Consider the following 25,101-nt stretch of genomic DNA (forward strand, 5'->3'; position numbering starts at 1 on the left):
CTGGACGGCGGTCACGTGTGCACCGTCAGGAACCGCTGGTTGACCACGCCGTCGTACCAGAAGAGCGCCCGGCCCATCTCCGCCTCGGTCCAGATCGTCGGCTCGTCGTCGGGGTCGACCCAGTAGCCGCCGGTGAACACCTCGTTGCGGTTGCCGACCGGGTCGAAGAAGTACAGGCAGTGGCCGCGCGTGGCGCCGTGCCGCGTGGGGTTCGTCTCGATGCGCACCCCGTGGTAGGCGCAGATGTCCGCGGCGTCGCGGATCGCCGTCCAGTCCTCGACCGCCCACGCGAAGTGGTGCAGTCCGCCGTTGGGCCCCGTGACCAGCGCGATGTCGTGGCTGGCGTGGGAGACCTCGAGCCACGTGGCGATGCGGAACCCGTCGTCGCCGAGCACCTGCTCGGTCACCCGGAAGCCGAGCACCTCCACCAGGAAGTCGGTGATGCCCCCGACGTCCTCGGCGGTGAGGAACAGGTGGTCGAGCCGGGGCGGGGCGATGCCGACGAGGCCCAGCGGCTTGGGCGGCGGGTTGGTGAGCGGGAGCAGGTTGCCCACCTGCTGCATCCCGTGCACGAGCTCCATCGAGTGCCCGCTCGGGAGGGTGAAGCGGATCGCGGCGCCGTGGCCGGGGGCCCACTCGTCCGGCGCGTACCGGGTGACGTCGACGCCGGCCTCCTTGAGCCGCGCGGCGTACACGTCGAGGTCCTCGGCGTCGGTGACCTTGAAGCCGAAGTGGTTCAGCCCGTGGGTGGGCTCCCAGGTGAGGACGACGGAGTGGTGCTGGTGCTCGTCCCAGCTCTTGAGGAACACCCGCTCGCTCTCGCGGGCGGTCTCCACGAGGCCGACGACCTCGCAGTAGTAGGCGGTGGCGAGCTCGAGGTCCGGGACGCGGACCTCCACGTGGCTCAGTCGCAGGATGCCCATCAGGTGTGCACCTTCATGAAGCGGTCGTTGAGCTCGCCCTCGTAGTAGAAGACGGCGCGCCCGATGTTGTCCTCGGTCCAGGTGATCGTGGGGAAGTCGGGGTCGGGCCGGTACCCGCCGGTGAACACCTCGTTGCGGGTCCCGAGCGGGTCGAAGAAGTAGATCGTGGATCCGCGGGTGACCCCGTGTCGCGTCGGGCCGACGTCGATCTGGATGCCGTTGTAGGCGAGGGTGTCAGCGGCCTTGCGGACCGCCTCCCAGTCGTCGAGCCAGAACGCGAAGTGGTGCAGCCCGCCGTTGGGGCCGGCCACCACGGCGAGGTCGTGCGGGGAGTGCGACCGCTCCATCCAGGTGCCGATCTGGTGGCCGTTGCCGTCGAGGAGCTGCTCGGTGACGCGGAAGCCCAGCACGTTGGTGTAGAAGGTCGTCGCCTCGCCGACCTCCTCGGCCGTCACCAGCAGGTGGTCCATCCGCGGCGGGGCGATCCCCGGCACCCCGGTGACGAACGGCGCCGGGTTCACCTTGGGCAGCAGGCCGCCGACCTTCTCGACGTCGTGCACCAGCTCCATGACGTGCCCGGACGGCGTGGCGAACCGGATCGACTCGCCCTGGCCCACGGACTCGCCCTTCGAGACCCGCTGCACGGGGAAGCCGTAGCGGGACACCGCGTTCTCCAGGTCGGACAGGTCGTCCTCGCGCTCGACCTTGAAGCTCATGAGGTCGAAGCCCACCCGCGGGGCGTACACCAGGCGCAGCGAGTGGTGGTCGGTCTCGTCCCAGCACTTGAGGTAGACCGAGTCCGCGTCGCGCTCGACGACGACGAGACCCATCACCTCGGTGTAGTAGGCGGTCGCGAGATCGAGGTCCGTGACCGTCACGTCGACGTGGCCGAGCCGCAGGATGCCCATGGCGGCGAAGGTAGGCGGTGCTGTCCCGCACATCGGACCGATGTGCCGCCATGCGGGACGTTGGTGACGTAGCGTCCGAGCCATGACCGCAGACCCCGGGCAGCTCCGCGAGGCCATGGCCGGCTTCGTGTCCGCGCTGCACGGCGCCTACCTGGACCAGGCACGGCACCTGCCCGTGGGCGAGCGCGGATCCCTGCCGCTCCTCCAGGTGGATCGTGTGACCGTGCTGGCCGTGGGGGTGCGCCACCTGCACGTGCTGGCCACCACCGCGCCGCTCGCGCCCCCGGCCGGGCCGGAGGTCGCCGTCCCCGGCTCCCTGCCGGGCCTCGAGTGGACGCTGCGGTTCTTCGACCCCATCGTGGTGCCCGCCCTGGGCGCCGTCGACGAGAGCGACGGGCCCCAGCCCGCGGCCGTGCGGGAGGTGCTCGGCGTCCCCGACGTCGTCTACCACCTGTCGGTCTCGCCGGGCGCCGGCCTCTCGGCGCACCACGCGCAGCACGCCGGGACGGCACTGGCCAACCAGCACGCAGCGGCCTTCCACGACCACGACACGATCCGCGCCCGCTCCGGCGGCGGCTCCCGGGGCGAGATCGCCGACGAGTACGCCGTCGCCGACCGGCTCGGCCTGCACCGGGCCGCGCGCCTGCTCGCACTTCAGCTCGCACCGCGCGACGAGCGCCTCTCGGCCGTCTGCGCCGACTCCGAGGCCGACGACGACGCCGTGCGCGCCGCCCTCGTCGCGGCGCTGCGCGCGCCGTCCGAGGTCCCCCACCCGGCGGGGCGCTGACATGACCGACCGGGAGCTGCGCCCGCTGGGCGACACGCAGGTGCTCGCGTCGGTGAGCAACGCCGCCCGCCTGCTCAAGGAGTTCGGCAAGGGGGACCGGGAGATCGGCGTCAGCGAGCTGTCCCGCCGGCTCGGCCTGGGCAAGAGCACGACCCACCGGCTGCTCCACACGCTCACCGTCGAGCGGCTCCTCGAGCAGGACCCGGACACCGGCTGCTACCGGCTCGCGCTCACCATGCACGAGCTCGGAGCGAGCGTGCAGTCCGCGATCGACCTGCACACCGCGGCGAACCCGGTGATCGAGCAGCTGCGCAACCTCACCAAGGAGACCGTGCAGATCGCCGTGCTCGACGGCCGCCACGTGGTCTACGTCGAGCGCCGCGAGTCGCCGCACACGATCCGGCTCTTCGGCCGCGTGGGCCACCGCAACGACGCGCACTGCACCTCCACGGGCAAGGTGCTCCTCGCGCACCTCCCCCAGGCCGAGCTCGACCGGGTGCTCTCCGGCTGGCGCCTGCCGCGCAAGACGCAGTACACGATCGCCGACCAGGCCTCCCTGCGCGTGCAGCTGCACCAGGTGCTGGTGCAGGGATGGGCCGAGAACGTCAACGAGACCGAGCTCGGAGTGGCGTCGATCGCCGCCCCGATCCGCGACCTGCGCGGCACCGTGGTGGCCGCGCTGTCCATCGCCGGCCCGATCCAGCGCATGGAGGGCGCGACGCTGCGCCGCTACGTGCGGCCGGTGACCGAGGCCGCGGCCGCGATCAGCCGGCGGCTGGGCTGGGTCGAGCCCGCCGCCCGTCAGGAGGGTACCCGATGACCCTGTCCGCCGAGCGCGCCGACGAGCTCGCCGCCGCGCTCTACGAGGCCCGGCGCACCCGCGTGCCGGTGCCTCCGCTCACCGAGGCCGACCCGGACCTCACGCTCGAGGACGGGTACCTCGTGCAGCAGGGCGTCGTGCGGCGCTACCTCGAGGACGGCGACCGCGTCGTCGGCTACAAGCTCGGCCTCACCAGCAAGCCGATGCAGCAGCTGCTCGGCGTGGACTCCCCCGACTTCGCTCCGGTGATGGCCTCGCACGTGCACCTCGACGGCGCCGCCGTCGCCGCGGCCGACTACATCGCGCCCCGCCTCGAGGCCGAGATCGCCCTCGTGCTGGGGGCCGAGCTGTCCGGGCCCGACTGCACCCCGCTCGACGTGCTCCGCGCGACGGAGGGCGTCGTCGCCTCGATCGAGCTCGTGGACAGCCGCGTCGCCGACTGGCGGATCAAGCTCCCCGACACGGTGGCGGACATGGCCAGCAGCGGGGCCATCGTCGTCGCCGGGCGGGTCGTCCCGGTGGCCGACGTCGACCTCCTGCTCACCGGCATGGTCTTCACCCGCGACGGCGAGGTCATCGCCACGGGCGCCGGCGCCGCGGCGCTGGGCAACCCCGCCGCCGCGGTCGCCTGGCTGGTGCGCACGCTGCACCCGCTGGGCGCCTCGCTCCCCTCCGGCTCGATCGTCATGACCGGAGCCCTCCACGCCGCGGTGCCGGTCGCCGCCGGCGAGACCTACCGCGCCGAGTTCGACCGGCTCGGCCCCGTCACCGTCCGGATCGTCTGAGAGGCCTCGCCGTGGGACTTCCCGTCGCCATCATCGGTTCCGGCAACATCGGCACCGACCTCATGTACAAGATCGAGCGCTCCCCCTCGCTCGACCTGGTCGCGCTGATCGGGATCGACCCCGACAGCGAGGGCCTGGCCCGCGCCCGCGCCCGGGGCTACGAGGCGCCGCACACCGGGATCGACTGGGTGCGCGAGCACCCCGACTCCGTGCGCATGGTGTTCGACGCCACGAGCGCCTACGTGCACGTGCGCCACGCCAAGGTGCTCGCCGAGCTGGGCATCCGTGCCATCGACCTGACTCCGGCGGCGCGCGGACCCAAGGTCATCGCCGCGGTCAACCTCGAGGAGCACCTCGACGCGCCGAACATCAACATGGTCACCTGCGGCGGCCAGGCAACCACCCCGATGGTCGCCGCCGTCAGCCGGGTCACCCGGGTGCCCTACGCGGAGATGGTGTCGGCGGTCTCGTCCCGCTCGGCCGGGCCGGGCACGCGGCAGAACATCGACGAGTTCACGCGCACGACGGCGAAGGCGCTCGAGGAGATCGGCGGTGCCGAGATCGGCAAGGCCATCATCATCCTCAACCCGGCCGAGCCACCGATCCTCATGCGCAACACCGTGTTCTGCGGGCTGCCTGAGGGGACCGACCACGCGGCCGTGCTGTCCTCGATCGAGGCGATGGTCGCCGACGTCGCCCGCTACGTCCCCGGCTACCGGCTCAAGCAGCGCCCGGTGATCGAGGAGGGCCCGTTCAACACCCCCGGCGGCCTCGTGCCGCACCGCGTCGTGATCCTCCTCGAGGTGGAGGGCGCGGGCGACTACCTGCCCACCTACGCCGGCAACCTCGACATCATGACCGCCGCCGCAGTGCGCGTCGGCGAGGCCATCGCGTCCCACCAGGAGGTCGCGGCATGAGCACCGCTCCCGACACCGGCCGCACCGAGGTGACGCGGGACTTCCGCCTCATCGACTCCACGCTGCGCGACGGCTCGCACGCCATCTCGCACCAGTACGACGTCGACCAGGTCGTCGCCATCGTCCGCGGGCTCGACGCCGCCGGCGTCCAGGTCATCGAGGTGGCCCACGGCGACGGGCTCGGCGGCTCGTCGTTCAACTACGGCTTCAGCAAGGTGGACGAGCTGGCCCTGGTCGAGGCGGCCGTCGGGGCCACCACGCAGGCCCAGATCGCCTGCCTGCTCGTGCCCGGCATCGGCACCGTCGACGACCTCAAGCGGGTGCGCGACCTCGGCGTGGGCGTGGCCCGCATCGCCGTGCACTGCACGGAGGCCGACATCACCGAGCAGCACATCAAGGCCGCCAAGGACCTCGGCATGGAGGCCGTCGGCTTCCTCATGATGGCCCACATGAACGACCCGAAGGGTCTGCTCCAGCAGGCCCGCCTCCTCGAGTCCTACGGCGCGGACACCGTCTACTTCGCGGACTCCGCGGGCGCGCTCACCACGAACGAGGTGCGGGCCCGCGTGGCCGAGATCGTGGGCGGCATCGACGTACCGCTCGGGGTGCACGCCCACCAGAACCTGTCGCTGGCCGTGGCCAACAGCATCGCCGCCTACGAGGAGGGGGCGCGCAACCTCGACGGCACCAGCGCCGGCCTCGGCGCGGGCGCCGGCAACTGCCCCACCGAGATCCTCGCGGCCGTGTGCGAGAAGAACGGCATCGAGTCCGGCGTCGACGTGCTGAAGCTGATGGACGTCGCCGAGGAGGTCACCCGGCCGCTCATGAGCCGCCAGCAGGTGGTCGACCGCGCCGGCCTGCTGCTCGGGTACGCCGGGGTCTACGGGTCGTTCCTGCTGCACGCGCAGCGTGCGGCCGAGCGCTACGGCGTCTCGCAGGCCGACATCCTGCTCGAGCTCGGTCGGCGCAAGGTGGTCGGCGGCCAAGAGGACATGATCATCGACGTCGCGCTCGAGCTCGCCGGGGCGCACGCCGACGCGGAGGCGACGGCGTCGTGAGCGACATCGCGCCCTTCGTCGACCGGCTGCTCGGCGCGGTCAGCGAGCGCCGCGCCCTCGAGCCGCTGTCGGCGAGCATGGAGCTCGACGAGGACACCGCCCTACTGGTGCAGGAGGCCGTGGTGCGCGCCCGCGTCGAGGCGGGTCACGCCGTCGTCGGCGCGAAGCTCGGGCTGACCAGTGCCGCCAAGCAGCGCCAGATGAAGGTCGACCGGCCGCTCTACGGCTGGCTCACCGCCGACATGGCGCTCGACACGGGTGCGGCGCTGCACTGCGAGCGGTTCATCCAGCCCCGGGTCGAGCCGGAGATCGCGTTCCTGCTCGGGCGCGACCTCGAGGGTCCGGACGTCACCGCCGCCCAGGTGCTCGCCGCGACCGAGGCCTGCTTCGGGGCCATCGACGTGCTGGACTCCCGCTACGCGGGCTACTCCTTCACCTTCGACGACGTCACCGCCGACAACGCGTCCTCGGCCGGCTTCGTGCTGGGCGGCACCGCGCTCGACCCCTACGGCATCGACCTGCGCCTCACCGGCTGCGTGCTCGAGCGCAACGGCGAGCTGGTGTCCACCGCCGCCGGCGCCGCGGTCATGGGCCACCCGGCCACGGCGGTGGCCTGGCTGGTGCGTGCGCTCGCGCGGCGCGACCAGGGGCTCGAGGCGGGTCACGTCGTCATGGCGGGCGGGATGACCGAGGCCATCCCCGTTGCGCCGGGCGACACCGTCGTGGCCCGTTTCGACCGGCTCGGCTCCGTCGAGCTCGCCTGCCGTTAAGGAGGTCCGACGATGCCGCTCATCCAGGTGACCATGGTCGAGGGCCGCACCGTGGAGCAGAAGCACGCGCTCATCTCCGGCCTGACCGACGCCATGGCCGAGGCCACGGGCACCCCTCGCGACCGCATCCGCGTCGCCATCTACGAGATCACCGGCGAGGACTGGGGCGTCGGCGGCGTCCCCTACTCCGTCGCCCGGGCCCCCCAGCCACCCGCCCCGGAAGGAACCCAGCCATGACCTCCGCGCCCCTCGTCGACCAGCCCCGCGCGGTCCGCCACTTCATCGACGGGCAGTGGGTGGACTCCCTCGACGGCGCCACCTTCGACTCCGTGTCCCCCATCGACAACTCGGTCGTGGCCACCGTGGCGGAGGGGTCGACCGCCGACGCCGACCGCGCCGTCGCGGCCGCACGGCGCGCTTTCGACGAGGGCCCGTGGCCGCGGATGTCGCCCGCCGAGCGGCGGCGCATCATCCACCGCGCCGCGGCCCTCATCGAGGAGCGGCTCGACGAGCTCGCGCTCTGGGAGACGCTCGACATGGGCAAGCCCATCAGCGAGTGCCGCACCAAGGACGTGCCGCGCACGGCGTACAACTTCCGCTTCTTCGCCGACTTCGCCGAGCAGCAGCACACCGAGGCCTTCCCCCGGCCGTGGGACAAGGTGCTCACGTACACCCTGCGCGAGCCCGTCGGGGTCTCGGCCTGCATCTCGCCGTGGAACTTCCCCATGATGCTGGAGTCCTGGAAGGTCGCCCCGGCGCTGGCGTTCGGCAACACCGTGGTCCTCAAGCCCGCGGAGCAGTCGCCGGTCACCGCGTCCCTGCTGGCCCAGTGCTTCGCCGACGCCGGCATGCCCGAGGGCGTGCTCAACGTGGTGCAGGGCTTCGGCCCGGACGCGGCCGGCGAGCGGCTCACCACGAGCCCCGGCGTCGACCTGGTCACCTTCACCGGGGAGAGCGCCACGGGGCGGATCATCATGGCCAACGCGGCCGCGACCCTCAAGCGCGTCTCCTTCGAGCTCGGCGGCAAGAGCGCGAGCATCGTGATGGAGGACGCCGACATGGACCTCGCGGTCAGGGGGACGATCGACGGCATCTTCCGCAACCAGGGCGAGGTCTGCCTCGCCGGGTCGCGGCTGCTGGTGCAGCGCTCCGTCTACGACGAGTTCCTGGCCCGCTACGTCGAGGCCGCCGAGTCGCTCGTGGTGGGCGACCCGCGCGAGGCCGCCACGCAGATCGGGCCGCTGGTCTCCACCGAGCATCTCGACAAGGTGCTCGGCTACCTCGAGCTCGGGCAGGCCGAGGGCGGCAAGCTCATGACCGGCGGCCACCGGGTCACCGACGGCGCCCTGGCCCGCGGCAACTTCGTGGAGCCCACCGTGTTCGCCGACGTCGACAACTCCTGGCGCATCGCCCAGGAGGAGATCTTCGGCCCCGTGCAGGTCGTGGTGCCGTTCGACACGGTGGACGAGGCGATCGCGCTCGCCAACGACAACCGCTACGGGCTCGCCGGCATGGTGTGGACCACCAACCTCGACACCGCGCACCGCGTCGCGCGGGAGGTCCGCACGGGGACGATGTGGGTCAACTGCTTCTTCGTGCGCGACCTTCGGGCCCCCTTCGGGGGCATGAAGGACTCCGGCATCGGGCGCGAGGGCGGCGCCTACTCCGAGGAGTTCTTCACCGAGTCCAAGGCCGTCGTCATCCAGTTCCCGTCCTGAGCACGGCACCGGGGACGAGGAGGCACGCGTGGCGACCGCACGGGTGAGCGCTGCCGCACTGGCCGGGCCGGGTCGGCTCCGGGTCGAGGTGGGCGGCTGCGCGGTGCTCCTGGCGCTGGTGGACGGCGTCCCCCACGCCGTGGCCGACGGCTGCCCGCACCGCGGCACGTCGCTGGCGGACGGGGTGGTGCGCGACGGCGTCGTGACCTGCCCCGCGCATCTCTGGCAGTTCGATCTCAGGTCGGGCGCCCGCCACGACACCCGGGGCGAGGGGCTGGCACGGTACGAGGTGAGCGTCGTCGGCGACGAGCTCGAGGTCACCGTGCCGGACGGTCCCCCGGCGCGCAGCCTGCGCGAGGTGCTCCTGGCGCACGCCCGGGGCGAGGAGTGACGGCCGGCCGGGCCGCACGGGAGGACGAGGAGGTAGGTCGGTGACCGGCGTGGACGTGGTGCTGTGGGACATCGGGCAGGTGCTCTACCAGTCGCCGTTCGAGCGGTTCGGCGAGCTCGAGGCCTACGCCGGGCTGCCGGCCGGGTCGCTGCCGCGCGGGCCGTTCGCACCCGACGGCGACCCCGAGTACGACGCCGTCGACAGCGGCAAGCGCGACGAGCCGGACTACTGGCGCGACATCGAGGTGCTGGCCCGGCGCACGGTGCCGGACCTGTCCATCTACGACGCGCTGCGCGAGCTGGGCTGGGACGGGCGCGGCCGGCCCGTGGTGCTCGACCTGCTGGCCGACATCCCGCGCCGCTACCGCCAGGCCGTGCTGACCAACGACGCCACCAAGTTCCTCGGGGAGGGCTGGCGCCGCACGTGGGAGTACTCCGGGTTCTTCGAGCGCGTCATCGACTCGCTCGACACCGGCGTCCGCAAGCCGGAGGAGCAGGCGTACCGCACCGCGGTCGAGCTGCTCGACGTCGCGCCGGAGCGCGTGCTGTTCGTGGACGACCTCACGGTGAACGTCGAGGGCGCCCGGGCCGCCGGCCTGCAGGCCTACCGGTTCGACACCACGGACCCGGCCGGCTCGGTGGCCGGCCTGCGCGAGGTGCTGGCGCTGGGCTGAGGCGGGCTCAGGAGGCGGTGTCGCCGCGCCGGCGCAGGTCGCGGGAGTCGAGCACGCTCGTGACCACGATCCCGACCACGAGCAGGGCCTGCACGCTGAGCACCAGCGGGCTGACGTGACCCAGCGCCTCCACCACCAGCAGGGCGAGGACGCCGACCACGCACAGCAGCCGGAGGCGGAACCAGCGGACGTCGTGCGGGCGCTTCACCGGACGCTCCTTCCCTCGCTCCGACCGTAGCCCGGGCCGGGCGCGGCCGCGGCCCGACGCGCTCAGACGTCGATGCGCGCCCGGTCGAGTCGGGCCGCGCCGTCGACCAGGAACTCCTTGCGCGGCGCGACGTCGGTGCCCATGAGCAGGTCGAAGACCTCGGTGGCGGCGTCGACCTCCGACATGGTGATCCGCCGCAGGGTGCGGGTGGCCGGGTCCATCGTGGTCTCGCGCAGCTGCGCGGCGTCCATCTCGCCGAGGCCCTTGTAGCGCTGCGGCGTGCGGAAGGTGCGGCCCTTCGCGGTGAGGTCGGCCAGGACGGCGCGGTACTCCTCCTCGCTGTAGGTGTAGACGATCTCGTTCTTCTTCCCGCCCGGGGAGGTCACCTCGAAGCGGTGCAGCGGCGGCACCGCGGCGTAGACCCGGCCGTCCTCGAGCAGCGGGCGCAGGTAGCGGTGCACCAGGGTGAGCAGCAGGCAGCGGATGCGGGCGCCGTCGACGTCGGCGTCCGACATCAGGATGACCTTGCCGTAGCGCGCCTGGGCCAGGTCGAACGTGCGGCCCGAGCCGGCGCCGATCACCTGGATGATCGCGGCGCACTCCGCGTTCTTGAGCATGTCCGCGACGGACGCCTTCTGCGTGTTGAGGATCTTGCCGCGGATGGGCAGCAGCGCCTGGTGCTCGGCGTTGCGCGCCAGCTTCGCGGTGCCCAGCGCGCTGTCGCCCTCGACGATGAACAGCTCGCTGCGGGCGACGTCGTCGCTGCGGCAGTCGGCGAGCTTGGCCGGCAGGGCGGAGGACTCCAGCGCGTTCTTGCGGCGCTGCACGTCGCGGTGCGCCCGGGCCGCGATGCGCGTGCGCGCCGCGCCGGCGACCTTCTCCAGCACGCTCTTGGCGATCGCCTTGTCGCCGCGCGGCGGCGAGGCGAACCAGTGGCCGAGCTCCTTGCCCACGACGTGCGCCACGATGCGCGAGGCCGCAGGGGTGCCGAGCACCTCCTTGGTCTGGCCCTCGAACTGCGGCTCCGCCAGGCGCACCGTGACCACCGCGGTCAGGCCCTCGACGATGTCGTCCTTGACGACGTTGTCCTCGGTGGTCTTGAGCACCTTCTGCGCCCGCAGCGCCTCGTTCACGCTCTTCACGAGCGCCCGCTCGAAGCCGGCGACGTGGGTGCCGCCCTTGGGGGTGGCGATGATGTTGACGAAGGACCGGATGTCGGTGTCGTAGCCGGTGCCCCACCGCAGGGCGACGTCGACGGTGAGCTCTCGCTCGACGTCCTGGGTGCTCATGTGCCCCTTGCCGTCGAGCACGGGCACCGTCTCGGTGAAGTGGCCGGACCCCTTCAGCCGCAGGACGCCGCTCACCGCCTCGTCGCGGCAGAGGAAGTGGACGAACTCGGTGATGCCGCCCTTGAAGCAGAACGACTCGGTGGTGGGCTCCGGCCCGCGCTCGTCGTGGATCGCGATGCTCAGGCCGGGCACCAGGAAGGCCTTCTGGCGGGCCTGGGCGCGCAGGGCCTCGAGGTCGAACTCGGCGTCCTTGACGAAGATCTGGCGGTCCGCCCAGTAGCGCGTGCGGGTGCCGGTGACGCCCTTCTTGGCGCGCCCGGCCACGACGAGGCCCGACTTCTTCGTGAACGGGGCGTCCGGGCCCTCGCCGTCGAACACGCCCGGGACGCCCCGGCGGAAGGACATGGTGTGCACCTTGCCGTCGCGGTCGACCTCGATGTCGAGGCGCTCGGAGAGGGCGTTGACCACGGACGCGCCGACGCCGTGCAGGCCCCCGGACGCGGTGTAGGTGCCGCCGCCGAACTTGCCGCCGGCGTGCAGGCGGGTCATGACGACCTCGACGCCGGTGAGCCGGGTCTTGGGCTCGACGTCGACCGGGATGCCGCGGCCGTCGTCGCGCACCTCGACCGAGCCGTCCGCGTGCAGCACGACGTCGATGCTCGTCGCATGGCCGGCGAGCGCCTCGTCGACGGAGTTGTCGATGATCTCCCACAGGCAGTGCATGAGGCCGCGGCCGTCGGTGGAGCCGATGTACATACCGGGGCGCTTGCGGACCGCGTCGAGGCCCTCGAGCACCGACAGGTGCTTGGCCGAGTAGCCGCCCGAGGGCTTGCCGGCACGGGCGGCGACGGGCTGGGCGGTCATGGTGCGGCACGCTCCGGGGACGGTCGGCGGGAGGCCGGCGCGAGCGCCGGCGCGGCGGCGGGAGGCGCCCCGCGGCCGTGCCACGAGGGTAGTCGCGCGCGGGGACAGGACCCCCGCGGGGACGCCGCGACACGCGCACCCGGGCCGCTCGTGTGTCCGGCGTGTGACGGCCGGGTGACGATCGCGGCACACCGGTCCGCAGGCCCCCCACCTGCGGGAGCCTGCGGAGGGTGACGCGCACGACACGCCGCGGGATGGGCTTGGAGCGCCCGGGTGATCCAGGTCACGATCGGCTTACGCCGGAGGCGAACCAGGGACGCCCTGGGCGGTGCTCGTCGTTGGACCGTGCGAGACTGATGGCCGACCAGGAGGTAGCCGATGACCCCCACGCTGAGCCCGACCACACCGCTCACTGCGCTCGACCGCTGTGACCGCTGTGGCGCCCAGGCGTACGTCCGGGTCACCCTCGCCGCGGGCGGCGAGCTGCTGTTCTGCGGGCACCACTTCCGCGAGCACGAGGCGCGGCTGCGTCCCCTCGCCCTCGACGTCCAGGACGAGACCGCGAAGCTGGCCGAGCCCGCTCCGGTGCGGCCCGAGGACGACTGAGCGACCCCGAACCACCGAAGGCCGCCGACTCCGTGTCGGCGGCCTTCGTCGTGCGTGACCGGCGTCGGGCGGTGAGGACCGGCGCCACGGCCGCCCGCCCGGGTTCCGGACCCGACGCACGAGGACCCCGGCTGCTGCCGGGGTCCTCGGGACGGTGCGACCTGGTGGGACCGTGAGGTCCGGGAGGTCAGGCAGGGATCGACTCGACCGAGGGCGCGCCGACCATCTTGCTCGCGTCCACGTGACGGCCGTGGTACCAGCCGATGCCGGCGAGGACCAGGAGGGCCACGGAGGCGCCGAGGGCGACCCATCCGGCGATGAAGGCGATGGTGCCGAAGATCGAGAACGCGTAGGTGTTGAGCAGCAGGCCGCGCAGGGTCTCACCCATGAACAGCGTCTGGCGCTGGGCGGCGAGGGCCGGGTCGCGCTTGGTCGGGTCGCTGTTCGAGGCGATGTACTCGGAGGAGACCTGGCTGTAGGTCTTGCCGCCCGCGACGCCCTCGAGGTGGACGGCGATCATGTCCGAGTAGGACTTGGCGAGCGCCCCGGTGGTGACCTGCTGGCCCGCGTACTGCTGGAGGTTCTGCAGCTCGGGCGAGGCGAGCTGGTCGGCCGGCGGGAAGTAGATCTGCTGTGCGGTCAGCTCGTCCGTCACCGTGTTCTGGGTGAAGTTCGCGGCGTACAGCAGGATGCCTCCGGCGATGGCCATGACGATCGCCACGACCAGTCCGACTGTCGCGAGCGTGAGGTCGAGAGTCCTGCGCTTCATGGTGTTGCCCCCTTGCTAGTTCTGGTGTCGTTGTCCGACAGCAAGGACGCTAGAACCGTTGGTTCAACGATGAACCACCCAACGCGTGTGGCCTGATGCACGCAGGCGAGCCTTACTTCAGTCGCTCGCCGGGCGACGTCCTGGTCACGACGGTCCCCCGATCCTGATATCCGTTGCGGCACAACGGCTTTCGTGACCGCACCGCGCCTCCGGCGAAGGCCGCCGTATCCCCCGGATGCACGGTCCGCGCGGGCCCGTGTCTGCTAGATCACGTCCCGTCACGGCGCTCCGCCGCGACACCGGCGCCCCGCACCGCGTCGGCGGGATGCGACCGCGGCACCTGCGGACCCGCGGGCGCCGGTCGCGCGCGACGCGGCGTCCGCCGCAGGATCGGGCGCCGCCGGGCCGTGCCGCCGCCGGATCTCCGGTGCGCGCGCCGCCCCGCCTCACGTCCGGTCGAGGGCTACGGTGCCGTCGTCGGGGCCACCGGCCCCGGCCGCGGCCGCGGGCGCCCGCCCGGGTCGCGGGTCTCGGAGCCGCGACGACGCGGCGGAGGAGCGGACGTGCTCACCGACATCGAGATCGCGCAGGGCGCCCGGCTGGAGCCCGTCTCGCGCATCGCCGAGCGCCTCGGCATCCCGGAGGACGCGGTCGACCCCTACGGCCGGTTCAAGGCCAAGCTCGACCTCGCCTACCTCGACTCCCTCCCGGACCGCGACGTCTCCCGACTCGTGCTCGTCACGGCCATCTCCCCCACGCCGGCGGGCGAGGGCAAGACGACGGCCACGGTCGGCCTCGGGGACGCCCTGCGCCGCACCGGTCGCGACGCGATGATCTGCCTGCGCGAGCCCTCGCTCGGCCCGGTGTTCGGCATGAAGGGCGGCGCGGCGGGGGGCGGCTACGCCCAGGTGGTGCCGATGGAGGACATCAACCTGCACTTCACCGGCGACTTCAACGCCATCGGCCTGGCGAACAACCTGCTGGCCGCACTGGTGGACAACCACGTCCACCACGGCAACGAGCTGGAGATCGACGTCCGCCGGATCACGTGGAAGCGCGTCGTCGACCTCAACGACCGCGCGCTGCGCCGGATCGCCGTCGGGCTCGGCGGCCCCGCCAACGGCTACCCGCGCGAGGACGGCTTCGACATCACGGTCGCGAGCGAGGTCATGGCCATCTTCTGCCTGGCCTCCTCGCTCGAGGACCTCAAGCGCCGCCTCGGGAACATCGTCGTCGGCTACACCCGCGAGCGGAAGCCGGTGACCGCGCGCGACCTGCGGGCCGACGGCGCGATGGCCGTGCTGCTCAAGGACGCGTTCCGGCCCAACCTGGTGCAGACGCTCGAGGGCACGCCCGCGCTGGTGCACGGTGGGCCGTTCGCGAACATCGCGCACGGGTGCAACTCCGTCGTCGCCACCCGCGCGGCGCTCAAGCTGGCCGACTACGTCGTCACCGAGGCGGGCTTCGGCTCCGACCTCGGCGCGGAGAAGTTCGTCGACATCATGTGCCGAGCGTCCGGCCTGCGGCCCACGGCGGCCGTCCTCGTGGCCACCGTGCGGGCGCTCAAGCTGCACGGCGGCGTGGCCCTCGCCGACCTCGGCCGTGAGGACGTGGACGCCGTCCGGCGCGGCTTCGCCAACCTCGAGCGCCACCTCCGCACGGTGACCGAGGTCTACGGCCTGCGCTGCGTCGTGGCCGTCAACCGGTTCGGCACCGACACCGACGCCGAGCTCGACCTGGTGCGCCGGCTGGTGCAGGAGCAGGGCAGCACGGCGGTCGTCGCGAGCCACTTCTCCGACGGCGGTGCCGGGGCCGTCGACCTCGCGGACGCCGTCGTCGCCGCCTGCGAGGACCCGACGCCCATGACGCTCGTCTACCCCGACGAGGCCACGCTGTGGGAGAAGGTCGAGACGGTGGCCCGGCGGGTCTACGGGGCGGCGGGCGTCACGGCCTCCGCGGCCGTGCGCGCGCGCGTGGACGAGCTCCAGGACTCCGGGTTCGGTGGCCTGCCCGTCTGCGTGGCGAAGACGCAGTACTCGTTCTCCACCGACCCCACCCTGCGGGGCGCGCCGTCCGGGCACACGGTGGACGTGCGCGAGGTGCGGCTGGCCGCCGGGGCCGAGTTCGTGGTGCTGGTGTGCGGCGACATGCTCACGATGCCGGGCCTGCCCTCGACCCCCGCCTCCACCCGGATCGACCTCGTCGACGGCCGGGTGGTGGGCCTGGCCTGACCGGCGCTGCGCCGCCCCGCGTCCGTCGGTCCGCTAGCGTGCCGACGTCGTCCCCGTCCGCCCGAGGTGCCCGTGCCGCAGCAGCCCACCGTCGTCGTCAGCTTCGACCTCGACGCCGAGGAGGTGTGGCTCGGCGAGGACCCGGCCAACGCGGGCCGGCCGGGCGTCCTGTCGCAGGGCGCCTACGGGCCGCGCGTGGCGGTCCCGCTGCTGCTCGACCTGCTCGAGCGGCTCGGCGTGCGCGCCTCGTTCTTCGTCCCGGGGCGTGTGGGCGAGCGCCATCCGGGGGCCGTGCGGGCCGTCGTCGCCGCCGGCCACGAGGTGGGGCACCACGGCCACACGCACACCTCGCCCACGCGGCTCGGCCCCGAGGCCGAGGAGGCCGAGCTGCTCCGCGGGCTCGAGGTGCTGCACGGCCTCGGCGCCGAGGCCCGCGGCTACCGGTCGCCGTCCTGGGAGCTCAGCGCGGTCACGCTCGACCTGCTCGAGCGCCACGGCTTCGCCTACTCCTCCAACCTGATGGACGACGTGCGGCCCTACCGCCACGAGGGACGGCGCATCGTCGAGGTCCCCGTGCACTGGACGCTCGACGACGCTCCGCACTTCTGGTTCAGCCTCGCCTCGTGGGACCGAACGATCCGCAGCGCAGCGGAGGTGCGGGCGCTGTGGGAGGAGGAGCTCGACGGCTACCGCCGCGTCGGGGGCACCGCCGTGCTCACGATGCACCCGCAGATCATCGGCCGGCCCGGACGGCTGGCCATGCTCGACTCGCTCCTCACCGGGCTCGTCGCCGCGGGCACGCGCTTCGCCACCGCCGGCGAGGCGGCAGCAGCGGTGCCCTGACGGTCAGCCCAGCCGCACCAGCGGACGCCGCGGATGGCGCCGCCGTGCGGCGGCCAGGCGGGCGAGGACCGTCTCGCGGTCGAGCGCACGGCCGCGGCGCGACTCGTCCGGCAGCACCGGGGTTCCTGCGGCTGCGGAGGCCGAGGCCGTCATTCCTGTCGTGATGGTCGTCATGGGTTCCTCCGTCCTATCGGGCCAGGCGAAGGCCGATGCCCAGCTCGGCCGACGCGAGGAGTCCGGACACCAGCGCGGCTCGCCGGGTGGCCGACGGCGTGGCGGCGACGGCGAGCATGCTGAGGGCGTGCACGGCGTCCACCGCCGCACCCGCCCGGCGCACGCTGGTCCTGGGCAGCAGCGCCGTCACCAGCCCCTGCACGAGGTCCCGCCCGCCGAGCACGCGAGCTGCCGCCACCCCGAGCTCGTCGTATTGATGGGCGTTCGCCGCGCAGAAGAGCCGGTCCGGTGCCGCGAGCAGCGCACCGCCCCAGGCGGCGCGCAGCACCGCGAACGAGCGGATGCGCGTCGCCGAGGTCATCGGCCACCGCCGGCGAGCACACGCCGGCCGGCGTCGACGGCGACCGACGCCAGGGCCACCGAGGCCACACCCGCCGCGGCGCCCACCACGCCGTGGTGCTGGCTCGCCCACGACTGGATGCTGTGCGACTTGGACCGGTGGTCGAACACGCCGTGGGCGCCGTGGTCGGTGCCGTCGCGGCCGTCGACCGGCTGCCAGAGGTTGACCTCGTCCGAGGGCGGCACGTCGTCGGCCTGCTGCGAGGAGTAGCCGGTGCGGGCCAGGTAGCGGTCGAGCAGCCCGGGCGCGACGGCGTTGGCGACCAGCGTGCCGGCGGTGGACGCGCCGACCCAGTACTCGCGTCGCCGCGGATGGTCCATGGCATGCAGCACGGCTCGCGCGGCGACCTCGGGCTGGTAGATGGGCGGCACGGGCTGCGCGTGCTTGGGCAGCCGCGAGAGCACCCACGAGAACTGCGGCGTGTTCACGGCCGGCATCTGCACCATCGTGGTGCGGATGCCGCTCTTCTCGTGCAGCAGCTCGCAGCGCAGGGACTCGTTGAAGCCCTGGATCGCGTGCTTCGCGCCGCAGTACGCCGTCTGCAGCGGGATGCCGCGGTAGGCGAGGGCCGAGCCGACCTGCACGATCGTGCCGCGGTCGCGCGGACGCATCAGCTGGAGGGCGGCCATGGTGCCGTATACGTAGCCCAGGTAGCTCACCTCGGTGACGCGGCGGTACTCCGACGGTGTGATGTCGGGGAACCGGGCGAACACGGACGTGAACGCCACGTTGATCCACGCGTCGACGGGGCCGAGCTCGCGCTCCGCGGTGCGCGCCGCGCTCATCACCTGGTCGGAGTCCGAGGTGTCGGTGGGCAGCACCAGCGCAGTGCCGCCGGCGTCCTCCACGTCCTTCGCGGCTGCGGCCAGGCCCGTCTCTCCCCGGGCCAGCAGCGCCACGGAGACGCCCCGCTCCCCGAGGCCGCGGACGACCGCACGGCCGATGCCGCCGCTCGCGCCGGTGACCACGACGACCTTCGCTTCCCTGCGCCTGCCCAGGTGCATCCCACGTCCTCTCCGTCGCTGGGGTACCGGTGCGCCGTTCCCGTGATGTCCGGGCCGAAACCCCTGCGGTGGACGGAATCCGGAGATCGATCCGCTTCTCGTCCAAGACTCGGCCCGGACCGTGCGGGGCCGTGGAGCGCCGACCACGGGGACGCCGTCGCGACCTCGCCCGGGCTGCGGACAGGGGGTCTGGATGCGGCGTCGCCGCCGCCCTAGGTTCACCCCGACGTCACCGCGCAGTCACGAGCCGGGACCACTCTCGGCCCGTCCGGTGCGTCATCGCCCGGTCCCTGCAGTCACTGCCGAAGGGAAGACCATGCATCTGCGCCGCCCCAGCTCGCGGCTCGCGACGACCGCCGTCACGGCCGCCGCCGCCGCGACCGTCACCGCAGCGCTCATCAGCGCCCCGTTCGCCCTGGCGAACGGGCGCGGTGACGACTCGCCGCACGACTCGGGCTCGACCCGGCTCGACCACGTGTTCGTGATCATGCTGGAGAACCACTCGAAGGAGGGCGTGATCGGCGACGTCAACGCGCCGTACATCACCTCGCTGGCCGACACCTACTCGGTGGCCACCCACTACTACGGCGTCACGCACCCGAGCCTGCCCAACTACGTGGCGACGCTGAGCGGCTCCAACTGGGACGTCAACAACGACGACCCCAACAACCGCTTCGACCACACGAACCTGGTCGACTCGCTCGAGAACGCCCACCTCACGTGGGGCGCGTACATGGAGGCCATGCCCGCGAACGACAAGCTCACCGACTACTGGCCGAGCGAGAGCACCAAGCTCTACGCCTCCAAGCACAACCCGTTCGTGCTGTTCGACGACATCCGCAACGACCCGCAGCGGATGGCGAACGTGAAGCCGTACACCGACCTCGCGGGCGACCTGAACTCCCGGTACGCGCCCAACTTCGTGTTCATCTCGCCGGACCAGTGCAACGACATGCACGGAGGCGTGTACACCCCGGTCGTCGGCTACCCGGAGACGCAGCACTGCGGCTACGGCTCGGCCAACGACGACCCCAACGACGCGGCGCTCAAGCAGAACGCGGACGCCTTCGTGAAGCAGGCGGTCACCACGATCATGTCGAGCCGCTCGTGGACCCGGCACTCGGCCATCTTCATCGTGGCCGACGAGGGCGACTACAACTCGACCGCCTCCAACGGCGGGTGGGCGACCACCGAGGGCTGCTGCGACTCCCCCGTCGTCCCGGCGGGTGCTCCGGACATCAACGCCGCGTGGCCCGGCGGCGTGTACGGCGGCGGGCTCGTGCCGGCCATCGTGATCCCCGGCGGCAACCACCCGCACCACGTGGTGGTCGACACCCCGTTCAACCACTACTCGCTGCTGCGCACGGTGGAGGACGCGTTCGGCCTGCCGGAGATCGGCTACTCCAGCGACCACGTCCAGGTGCGCACCATGGACGCGCTCCTGGCCCACTGATCGACCGGCCTGCGGGCCTGCGCACGCATGACGACGGTCCGCCCCTCAGGGGCGGGCCGTCGTGCGCGTCAGGGCAGCAGCCCGTGCCACGACCAGCGCGGCAGCTCGAGGTCGTCGGGCACGTCGTCGGCGGACTCGTGGTAGCGCGCCATCGTCGTCGTGGTGGCCCAGGCGAAGTAGTCGTGCAGCACGGCGCGCAGCCGCGGGTCGTCGATGCCGACGTCGGACATCGCGGCGTCGAAGCACTCGATGGCGCGCTGGTCCATCTCGTGGTGCTCGCCGTTGCCGCTGTGCAGCCGCACGACGAACGACTCGTCGGCCACCGCGCCCGAGTACGCCCGGGGCCCGCCGAGCGCCTCGCCCCAGTAGGCCGCGAGCCGCTCGTCGTGCTGCGGGTGGAACCCGTGCGAGAACGCGTGACTGACGACGGCGTCGGCCATCACCCGGGCGTGCCAGGCGCGGGCCAGGGCCAGCAGCCCGTCGGCCCCGCCGGCCGCGTCGTACACCGTGGTCATGCCCGCAGCATCCCACCGCCGCGCAGCCGAGGGGCTGCCGTCGCCGCGAGCGGCCCACCTCTTAGGGTGCAGCCCATGCTGGTGGAGCGACGGTGAGCCGGGCGACCTCGCAGTCGCCGCCGACCGTGCAGCCGGGGCTCTCCGACGAGCGGCGGATCGTCGCCTCCGTCGCGGTGTCGGCACTGGGGACGTGGAGCTACAACGTCGGCATCGCCGTGTACGCCTACCAGGAGACCGGCTCCACCGCCTGGGTCGCCGCAGCCACGGTGGGACGCTACGTGCCCGCGCTGCTCATCACGTGGGTCGGGAGCAGGTTCACCGACCGGCTGCCCCGTCGCTCGCTGGCCGTGGGCGCCGACCTGGTGTGCGCGCTCGTCATGCTCCTGCTGACCGTGACTGCGGCGCTGCACGGCCCGATCCCCCTGGCGATCGCGCTTGCCGCGGTGAGCTCGGGTGCCGCGCGGATCCAGAGCGCCTCGGCGCTCGCGGTGGCCGCCGACGTGGTGAGCGAGTCCCGGCTGCCGCGCACCGCGGGTCTGCTCAGCGGGGCCGAGGCCGTCGCGGTTGCGGCGGGCCCGGCGGTCGCGTCGCTTCTGCTGGCCGTCTCGGCGCCGCCCGTCCTCTTCGCCGTCAACGGGCTCACGTTCGTCGCAAGCGCGATCCTCCTGCGGCGCCTCCGCGACGTGCCGCCCAGGCCCGCCCACGAGCGCCCGGGCGGTGGTGGGCTGACGCACCCCGACGTCCGCGCGGCGCTGCGAGGTGTGCGCCCCCTGCTGGTGGTGCGCACCACGGTGGCGTTCGTGTACGGCGTCGACATCGTCCTGCTGGCCGTCATCGCCACCGACAACCTCGACATCGGCACCGGCGGGTACGGATGGCTGCTGGCGGGAGCCGGCCTCGGAGGGCTGGTGTGCGCCTGGTGGATCCGGCGTGACGGCGGCGGAGGCCCAGCCACGGCGCCGTCGATCGTGGGCCTCGCGCTCTACACCCTGCCTCTGCTGGCCTACCTCGCCATCGACACGCTCGGCGGGGGCCTGCTCGTGCAGGCCGTGCGCGGGTTCGGCTGCGTCCTGGCCACCGCCACCGCGGTGTCGGCGCTCCAGCGCTCCGTGCCGTCAGCCGTGTCCGGACGCGTCCTGAGCGCCACCCACATGCTGGTGATGGTGGGCACCAGCGCGGGCGCCCTGGTGACACCGGTCCTCCTGTCGGTGTGGGGCCTGCCCGCGACGCTCGGAGCCGTGGTCCTGGTCGCCGTCGTGGCGGCCGCGGTCGTCGTGCCGGCGCTCGCGCACTTCGACCGCCGCGGCGCCGAGTCGCTCGCCGCGCTCGACCCGCGGGTCGACCTGCTGCGCAGGCTGGCCATCTTCCACGACGCGAGCCGGGCCACCCTGTACGAGGTTGCCGATTCCCTCGACGAGAGCGAGGTGCCCGCCGGGGCACCGATCCTGGTGGAGGGCGAGCATGCCGATCGGCTGGTGGTGCTGGTCGCCGGCAGTGTCGAGGTCGCCACGGGTTCGGGCGACGCGAGGCGGTCCCTGCGCACGATGCACGCGCCGGCCTACGTCGGGGAGATCGGGCTGCTGCACGGCATCCCCCGCACGGCCACGGTGACCGCCGCGCAGCCGTGCCGGCTGTGGTCGCTCCCCGCGGAGACGTTCCTCGGAGCGGTCTCGCAGGCGGGCGTCTCCAGCGCGCTGACGGAGAACGTGCGCGTCCGGTTGTCGTAGGGCGCAGGTTTCGACCTGCGCCCGCCCGGTGAGGCCACCGTCAGTCCGAGGCCCGGCTGCGGGCGTCCCCGACGGGCGTCCGGACCCCCCAGCCGGTCGCAGGAAGGGAGGGTCGCATGTCGACCTTCGGTCACACCGTCACCGTGGACCGGCCGGTCCGCGAGGTCTACGAGCTCTGGTCCCGCTTCGAGTCGCACCCCGAATTCATGGACGGCGTGGAGCAGGTGGACGCCGTCTCCGACCGTCGTTCCCACTGGACCGTGCGCGTCGCCGGCGTCGAGCGCGAGTACGACGCCGCCGTCACGAGGATGCGCCAGGACGACCTCATCGAGTGGGACACCGTCGACGGGCCGACCCAGCACGGCTCGGTGTCCTTCACCGAGGTGGACGACGACGCGACGATGGTCACGCTCACCGTCACGTTCGAGCCGGAGGGCGTCACCGAGCTGCTCGGCGACGTGTCCGGCGTGGTGGCCGGCAGCGTCGAGCGCTCGCTCGAGGGGTTCCGCGAGTACGCCGAGGCCCAGCCACGAGCAGCCGGTTCCCCGTGACCCTCAGCGGCCTGGGCTCGGCGCACGACACCGACCGCGCCCTCCGGGAGCTGCTCGAGGAGATCCGCATCGCCCAGATGGGCGCTCAGATCATGCTCGGGTTCCTGCTCGCGATCGCCTACACCTCCACCATGCAGCGAGCGGACACGGCGGACCGCGTGCTGTGGGCGTGGGCGGTGGGGGTGACGTCGTCGGCGTTCGTGCTGCTGCTCGGGCCCGTCGTGCTGCACCGCCTCAACTTCGGCCTGCGCGACCGACCGAGGATCCTGCGCGTGGGTCACGTGCTGACCATGCTCGGACTCGCGGCGCTCGCCGCCGGAGTGGTGCTCAGCGTGTGGCTCGCGGCGCGCATCGCCGTCCCGGAGGCGGCGTCCCCGCTGCTCGTCTGGTCGTCCGCGCTGGTCGCGCTCACCTGGCTCGCGCTCCCGGCGGTGCTGCGCCGCCGGCGACGACCGGTGCGTGGCCCGGACGGCCGCGTCCCCCGGGAGCCGGGCCCGTGACACCCGGGTGTCCGGGCGGCCCGGGGACAGGACCGCCCGGACCGCCCCGCACCGCGGCCCGAGGCTCGAGCCTGCCTTTGGCTCAGGAGCCCTCGCGCACCAGGTGGATCTCGTCGGCGACGAGGCCGTGTGCCTCGCGGTGGACGGTGTTGGCGGCCTCGGCGTCGGGCGCCTCGGCCAGGCAGAAGATCCTGCCGTTGGGCTCGTCGACCCAGTACTGCAGGTAGCGCACGCCGTGCTTCTCCTGGTGCTCGAGGTCGGCCGCGTGGGCCTTGGCGACGTCCTCGAGCGTGACCGCGGCGCCGAGGTTGTGGACGTCCATGTACAGGGGCATGTCGGGTTCCTTCGGGGTGCGGCGGTGCCCTCTGCACCGCGTCGTCCCGTTTCTACGGCCGTGCGACCCTGCGGCGGATCGGTGACGACCACCCATCCGCGGACGTCGGCCCACCCAGGTTTGCCGACCGGGGCAGCGAGCGCGGGCTCAGCCCGCGCGCTCGACGTACTCCTGCGGGTCGCGGTCCTTGGCCCGCACTCCCTCGGCGTGCTCGGCCTCGAACCGCGCGAACGCCACCGCGATCTCGTGGCGGACGGCGAGGTCGGCGTGCAGCCGGAAGTCCGGGAGGTCCTCGCGCTCCTCCTCGGCCATGTGGTCGCTGTTGGCCTCCCGGGCCTCGGCCACCGCGTCCCACCAGCCTTCGCTGCCCACCTCGTGCCGCTCGACCTCCGCGCACGCGTCACGGATCTCGTTGTGGTCCTTGATGACGTCGGTGACCTCGGCCTCCACGCTCGGCTCGCCGCCCGCCCCGGTGCCGATGCGCAGCAGGTGGGGGTAGAAGAGCTCCTCCTCCGCCGCCGCGTGCACCTCGAGCAGGATCCGCAGCCTCGTCCAGAGCGCCTCGAGCGTGGCGGTGTCGTCGCGGTCGACGTCGTCGAGGTAGGAGAACAGCCGCCGCTGCTCGCTGTGGTCGTGGAGGATCAGCTCGGTGATGTCCATCAGGGCTCCCTGGGTCGACGTCGGCTCGGGCAGCCGCTACCCGGCGGACCACGTGACGAAACGCTCAGCACCGGATCCCCGGGGTTTCGAGGCGCCCCAGCGGGTAGGCCGCGGCGACCGAAACCGGAGCGACACCCTCCCGAGGAGGCCGCCATGGCTTCACGCACGCCCGGCCGGCACGGACCGCTCGCGACGGCCCGCTACCGCATCAAGCGCCTGTTCACGTTCCTCTACGGCCCCGCCGACCTGCGCGACGAGGTGGACCCGATCAGCCTGATGGACAAGGAGATGGGGCGCACGCACGAGCCGGCCGAACCGGTCGAGCCCAACGAGCGGCAGAAGTCCTACAGCCGGCTCCCCCGCCAGCACGAGTGAGCACCTGGTCCCGCAGGCCGCTGCGGCGACGGGCCGCGGCGCACGTCGACGGTCAGGAGGCGGCCGCGCCCGGACCCGGCGCCGTCGCGTCGACCACGGCGAGGAGATCGTCCTCGTCGGAGGCGAACGGCAGGACGAGCGCGATCGCGTCCGCGTGCCCCGCCCAGCGCCGGCACAGGGCGGGGGCCTCCTCGTGGGTCCCGAGCAGCAGCACGTCCTCGGCGAGCCGGCGCGCGGCCGACGGGAGCACCGGCGAGCGCGGGTCGTCGTTCGCCGCGAGCAGGGCGTCGATCTCCGGCCCGTAGCCGTGCGCGCGCAGGACACGCGGATACACCGGGCCCATGCGGGTGGTGTAGGCGAGCAGCCACTGCGCCGCGAGCCGCTCGGCACCGCGCTCGTCCGCCGCGATCGCGAGCGGCACGCACGCGGTGACCGTCGGCGCCGGACGCTCGTGCTGCGCCGCGGTGCGCACGAGCTCCGCCCGGCCGTCGTCGAGGGCCGTCGCCGGGAGCAGGAAGGGCAGCCACTGGTCGGCGACGGCGCCGGCCAGGCGGATGCTCGGCGTCGTCACCGCCGCGAGGGCCAGCGGCACGGGCGCCGGTGGCGGGCACTGGAGCGCGAGCGGACGGGCGCCCTCGACGGCGTCCGGCAGCCGCTCGCCCCGCAGCAGCGCGCTGGTCGACCGGCACACCCGCTCGAGCTCCGCGAGCGGCGAGCCCCAGGCACGGCCGGGCGACGACGGCGAGCATCGCGACGAGAACGGCGCGCCGGCCCCACACGGCCCAGCCGCGGACGTCGTCGCTCACCCGGGCGTGGGGCGACGTCACGCTCGGCGGGGCCGCGACCTC

Annotated in this window: 28 protein-coding genes and 1 pseudogene; 17 read left to right on the forward strand and 12 right to left on the reverse strand. The window is 73.1% G+C overall.

Annotation, left to right across the window (positions count from 1 at the left end; all coding sequences use genetic code 11):
* Positions 1-11: 11 nt before the first annotated feature.
* On the reverse strand, positions 12-923 hold the full coding sequence (locus GC157_03175) for a catechol 2,3-dioxygenase (GenBank protein MBI1376473.1): 912 nt from the start codon (positions 921-923) through the stop codon (positions 12-14).
* Positions 923-1,831: a catechol 2,3-dioxygenase gene (locus tag GC157_03180; protein ID MBI1376474.1), complete on the reverse strand. Its 909-nt coding sequence runs from the start codon at positions 1,829-1,831 to the stop codon at positions 923-925. Before GC157_03180 ends, GC157_03175 begins: the two co-directional genes overlap by 1 nt.
* A gap of 82 nt (positions 1,832-1,913) precedes the next feature.
* Here GC157_03180 and GC157_03185 point away from each other — a divergent pair, with 82 nt between their 5' ends.
* From GC157_03185 to GC157_03230, 10 genes are all read left to right on the forward strand, one after another.
* Positions 1,914-2,618: a hypothetical protein gene (locus GC157_03185; protein MBI1376475.1), complete on the forward strand. Its 705-nt coding sequence runs from the start codon at positions 1,914-1,916 to the stop codon at positions 2,616-2,618.
* A gap of 1 nt (position 2,619) precedes the next feature.
* Positions 2,620-3,438, forward strand: a complete 819-nt coding sequence (locus GC157_03190; GenBank protein ID MBI1376476.1) for a helix-turn-helix domain-containing protein — start codon at positions 2,620-2,622, stop codon at positions 3,436-3,438.
* On the forward strand, positions 3,435-4,223 hold the full coding sequence (locus GC157_03195) for a 2-keto-4-pentenoate hydratase (GenBank protein ID MBI1376477.1): 789 nt from the start codon (positions 3,435-3,437) through the stop codon (positions 4,221-4,223). The genes GC157_03190 and GC157_03195 overlap by 4 nt, the downstream gene beginning before the upstream one ends.
* Positions 4,224-4,285: 62 nt before the next feature.
* Positions 4,286-5,140, forward strand: a complete 855-nt coding sequence (locus GC157_03200) for an acetaldehyde dehydrogenase (acetylating) (protein ID MBI1376478.1) — start codon at positions 4,286-4,288, stop codon at positions 5,138-5,140.
* On the forward strand, positions 5,137-6,198 hold the full coding sequence (gene dmpG, locus GC157_03205; GenBank protein MBI1376479.1) for a 4-hydroxy-2-oxovalerate aldolase: 1,062 nt from the start codon (positions 5,137-5,139) through the stop codon (positions 6,196-6,198). The genes GC157_03200 and dmpG overlap by 4 nt, the downstream gene beginning before the upstream one ends.
* 77 nt (positions 6,199-6,275) lie before the next feature.
* Entirely contained in the window at positions 6,276-6,968 is a 693-nt protein-coding gene (locus tag GC157_03210; GenBank protein ID MBI1376480.1) for a 4-oxalocrotonate decarboxylase, read from the forward strand.
* Between the two features lie 12 nt (positions 6,969-6,980).
* Positions 6,981-7,205 (forward strand): 4-oxalocrotonate tautomerase, encoded by a 225-nt coding sequence (locus GC157_03215; GenBank protein MBI1376481.1) that lies wholly within the window; start codon positions 6,981-6,983, stop codon positions 7,203-7,205.
* A complete protein-coding gene (locus GC157_03220; protein ID MBI1376482.1) occupies positions 7,202-8,686 on the forward strand; it encodes an aldehyde dehydrogenase family protein in 1,485 nt (494 codons plus the stop codon). The genes GC157_03215 and GC157_03220 overlap by 4 nt, the downstream gene beginning before the upstream one ends.
* 28 nt (positions 8,687-8,714) lie before the next feature.
* Positions 8,715-9,077: a Rieske 2Fe-2S domain-containing protein gene (locus GC157_03225; GenBank protein ID MBI1376483.1), complete on the forward strand. Its 363-nt coding sequence runs from the start codon at positions 8,715-8,717 to the stop codon at positions 9,075-9,077.
* A gap of 40 nt (positions 9,078-9,117) precedes the next feature.
* Positions 9,118-9,750 (forward strand): HAD-IA family hydrolase, encoded by a 633-nt coding sequence (locus tag GC157_03230; protein ID MBI1376484.1) that lies wholly within the window; start codon positions 9,118-9,120, stop codon positions 9,748-9,750.
* Between the two features lie 7 nt (positions 9,751-9,757).
* On the opposite strand, the gene GC157_03235 is transcribed toward GC157_03230, so the two are convergent.
* Both GC157_03235 and GC157_03240 read right to left on the reverse strand, forming a co-directional pair.
* Positions 9,758-9,958 (reverse strand): hypothetical protein, encoded by a 201-nt coding sequence (locus GC157_03235; protein ID MBI1376485.1) that lies wholly within the window; start codon positions 9,956-9,958, stop codon positions 9,758-9,760.
* Positions 9,959-10,020: 62 nt separating this feature from the next.
* On the reverse strand, positions 10,021-12,111 hold the full coding sequence (locus GC157_03240) for a DNA gyrase subunit B (protein MBI1376486.1): 2,091 nt from the start codon (positions 12,109-12,111) through the stop codon (positions 10,021-10,023).
* A 378-nt stretch (positions 12,112-12,489) separates the two neighbouring features.
* Here GC157_03240 and GC157_03245 point away from each other — a divergent pair, with 378 nt between their 5' ends.
* Complete coding sequence (locus tag GC157_03245; protein MBI1376487.1) at positions 12,490-12,717, forward strand: hypothetical protein; 228 nt, start codon at positions 12,490-12,492, stop codon at positions 12,715-12,717.
* A 187-nt stretch (positions 12,718-12,904) separates the two neighbouring features.
* On the opposite strand, the gene GC157_03250 is transcribed toward GC157_03245, so the two are convergent.
* Complete coding sequence (locus GC157_03250) at positions 12,905-13,486, reverse strand: hypothetical protein (GenBank protein ID MBI1376488.1); 582 nt, start codon at positions 13,484-13,486, stop codon at positions 12,905-12,907.
* Between the two features lie 563 nt (positions 13,487-14,049).
* On the opposite strand from GC157_03250, the gene GC157_03255 reads away from it, so the two are divergent.
* Both GC157_03255 and GC157_03260 read left to right on the forward strand, forming a co-directional pair.
* Positions 14,050-15,717: a formate--tetrahydrofolate ligase gene (locus GC157_03255; GenBank protein ID MBI1376489.1), complete on the forward strand. Its 1,668-nt coding sequence runs from the start codon at positions 14,050-14,052 to the stop codon at positions 15,715-15,717.
* A 6-nt stretch (positions 15,718-15,723) separates the two neighbouring features.
* Entirely contained in the window at positions 15,724-16,560 is an 837-nt protein-coding gene (locus GC157_03260; GenBank protein ID MBI1376490.1) for a polysaccharide deacetylase family protein, read from the forward strand.
* Between the two features lie 187 nt (positions 16,561-16,747).
* Here the strand turns inward: GC157_03260 and GC157_03265 are convergent, their stop codons facing one another.
* Both GC157_03265 and GC157_03270 read right to left on the reverse strand, forming a co-directional pair.
* Positions 16,748-17,095, reverse strand: a complete 348-nt coding sequence (locus GC157_03265; GenBank protein ID MBI1376491.1) for a hypothetical protein — start codon at positions 17,093-17,095, stop codon at positions 16,748-16,750.
* Complete coding sequence (locus tag GC157_03270) at positions 17,092-18,138, reverse strand: SDR family NAD(P)-dependent oxidoreductase (GenBank protein ID MBI1376492.1); 1,047 nt, start codon at positions 18,136-18,138, stop codon at positions 17,092-17,094. Before GC157_03270 ends, GC157_03265 begins: the two co-directional genes overlap by 4 nt.
* A gap of 193 nt (positions 18,139-18,331) precedes the next feature.
* Between GC157_03270 and GC157_03275 the strand changes: the two genes are divergently transcribed.
* Positions 18,332-19,591 (forward strand): phosphoesterase, encoded by a 1,260-nt coding sequence (locus GC157_03275; GenBank protein MBI1376493.1) that lies wholly within the window; start codon positions 18,332-18,334, stop codon positions 19,589-19,591.
* Positions 19,592-19,659: 68 nt separating this feature from the next.
* Here GC157_03275 and GC157_03280 read toward each other — a convergent pair whose 3' ends face one another.
* Entirely contained in the window at positions 19,660-20,106 is a 447-nt protein-coding gene (locus GC157_03280) for an oxidoreductase (protein MBI1376494.1), read from the reverse strand.
* Positions 20,107-20,198: 92 nt separating this feature from the next.
* Between GC157_03280 and GC157_03285 the strand changes: the two genes are divergently transcribed.
* Positions 20,199-21,833: an MFS transporter gene (locus tag GC157_03285; protein MBI1376495.1), complete on the forward strand. Its 1,635-nt coding sequence runs from the start codon at positions 20,199-20,201 to the stop codon at positions 21,831-21,833.
* 116 nt (positions 21,834-21,949) lie between these two features.
* Positions 21,950-22,384 carry a cyclase gene (locus GC157_03290; protein ID MBI1376496.1) on the forward strand — a complete coding sequence of 145 codons (435 nt, stop codon included), beginning with the start codon at positions 21,950-21,952 and terminating at the stop codon, positions 22,382-22,384.
* Positions 22,385-22,828: 444 nt separating this feature from the next.
* Here the strand turns inward: GC157_03290 and GC157_03295 are convergent.
* From GC157_03295 to GC157_03305, 3 genes and pseudogenes are all read right to left on the reverse strand, one after another.
* Positions 22,829-22,930, reverse strand: a pseudogene (locus GC157_03295) (PadR family transcriptional regulator).
* Between the two features lie 36 nt (positions 22,931-22,966).
* Positions 22,967-23,218, reverse strand: a complete 252-nt coding sequence (locus GC157_03300; GenBank protein ID MBI1376497.1) for a DUF4242 domain-containing protein — start codon at positions 23,216-23,218, stop codon at positions 22,967-22,969.
* A gap of 147 nt (positions 23,219-23,365) precedes the next feature.
* On the reverse strand, positions 23,366-23,878 hold the full coding sequence (locus tag GC157_03305; protein ID MBI1376498.1) for a cation-binding protein: 513 nt from the start codon (positions 23,876-23,878) through the stop codon (positions 23,366-23,368).
* A 153-nt stretch (positions 23,879-24,031) separates the two neighbouring features.
* Here GC157_03305 and GC157_03310 point away from each other — a divergent pair, with 153 nt between their 5' ends.
* Positions 24,032-24,253 carry a hypothetical protein gene (locus GC157_03310; protein ID MBI1376499.1) on the forward strand — a complete coding sequence of 74 codons (222 nt, stop codon included), beginning with the start codon at positions 24,032-24,034 and terminating at the stop codon, positions 24,251-24,253.
* Between the two features lie 52 nt (positions 24,254-24,305).
* Here the strand turns inward: GC157_03310 and GC157_03315 are convergent, their stop codons facing one another.
* A complete protein-coding gene (locus GC157_03315) occupies positions 24,306-24,944 on the reverse strand; it encodes an LLM class flavin-dependent oxidoreductase (protein ID MBI1376500.1) in 639 nt (212 codons plus the stop codon).
* Between the last annotated feature and the right edge of the window lie 157 nt (positions 24,945-25,101).

The organism is Frankiales bacterium, assembly GCA_016125335.1.
In the GTDB taxonomy this organism is placed as follows: domain Bacteria; phylum Actinomycetota; class Actinomycetes; order S36-B12; family CAIYMF01; genus Longivirga.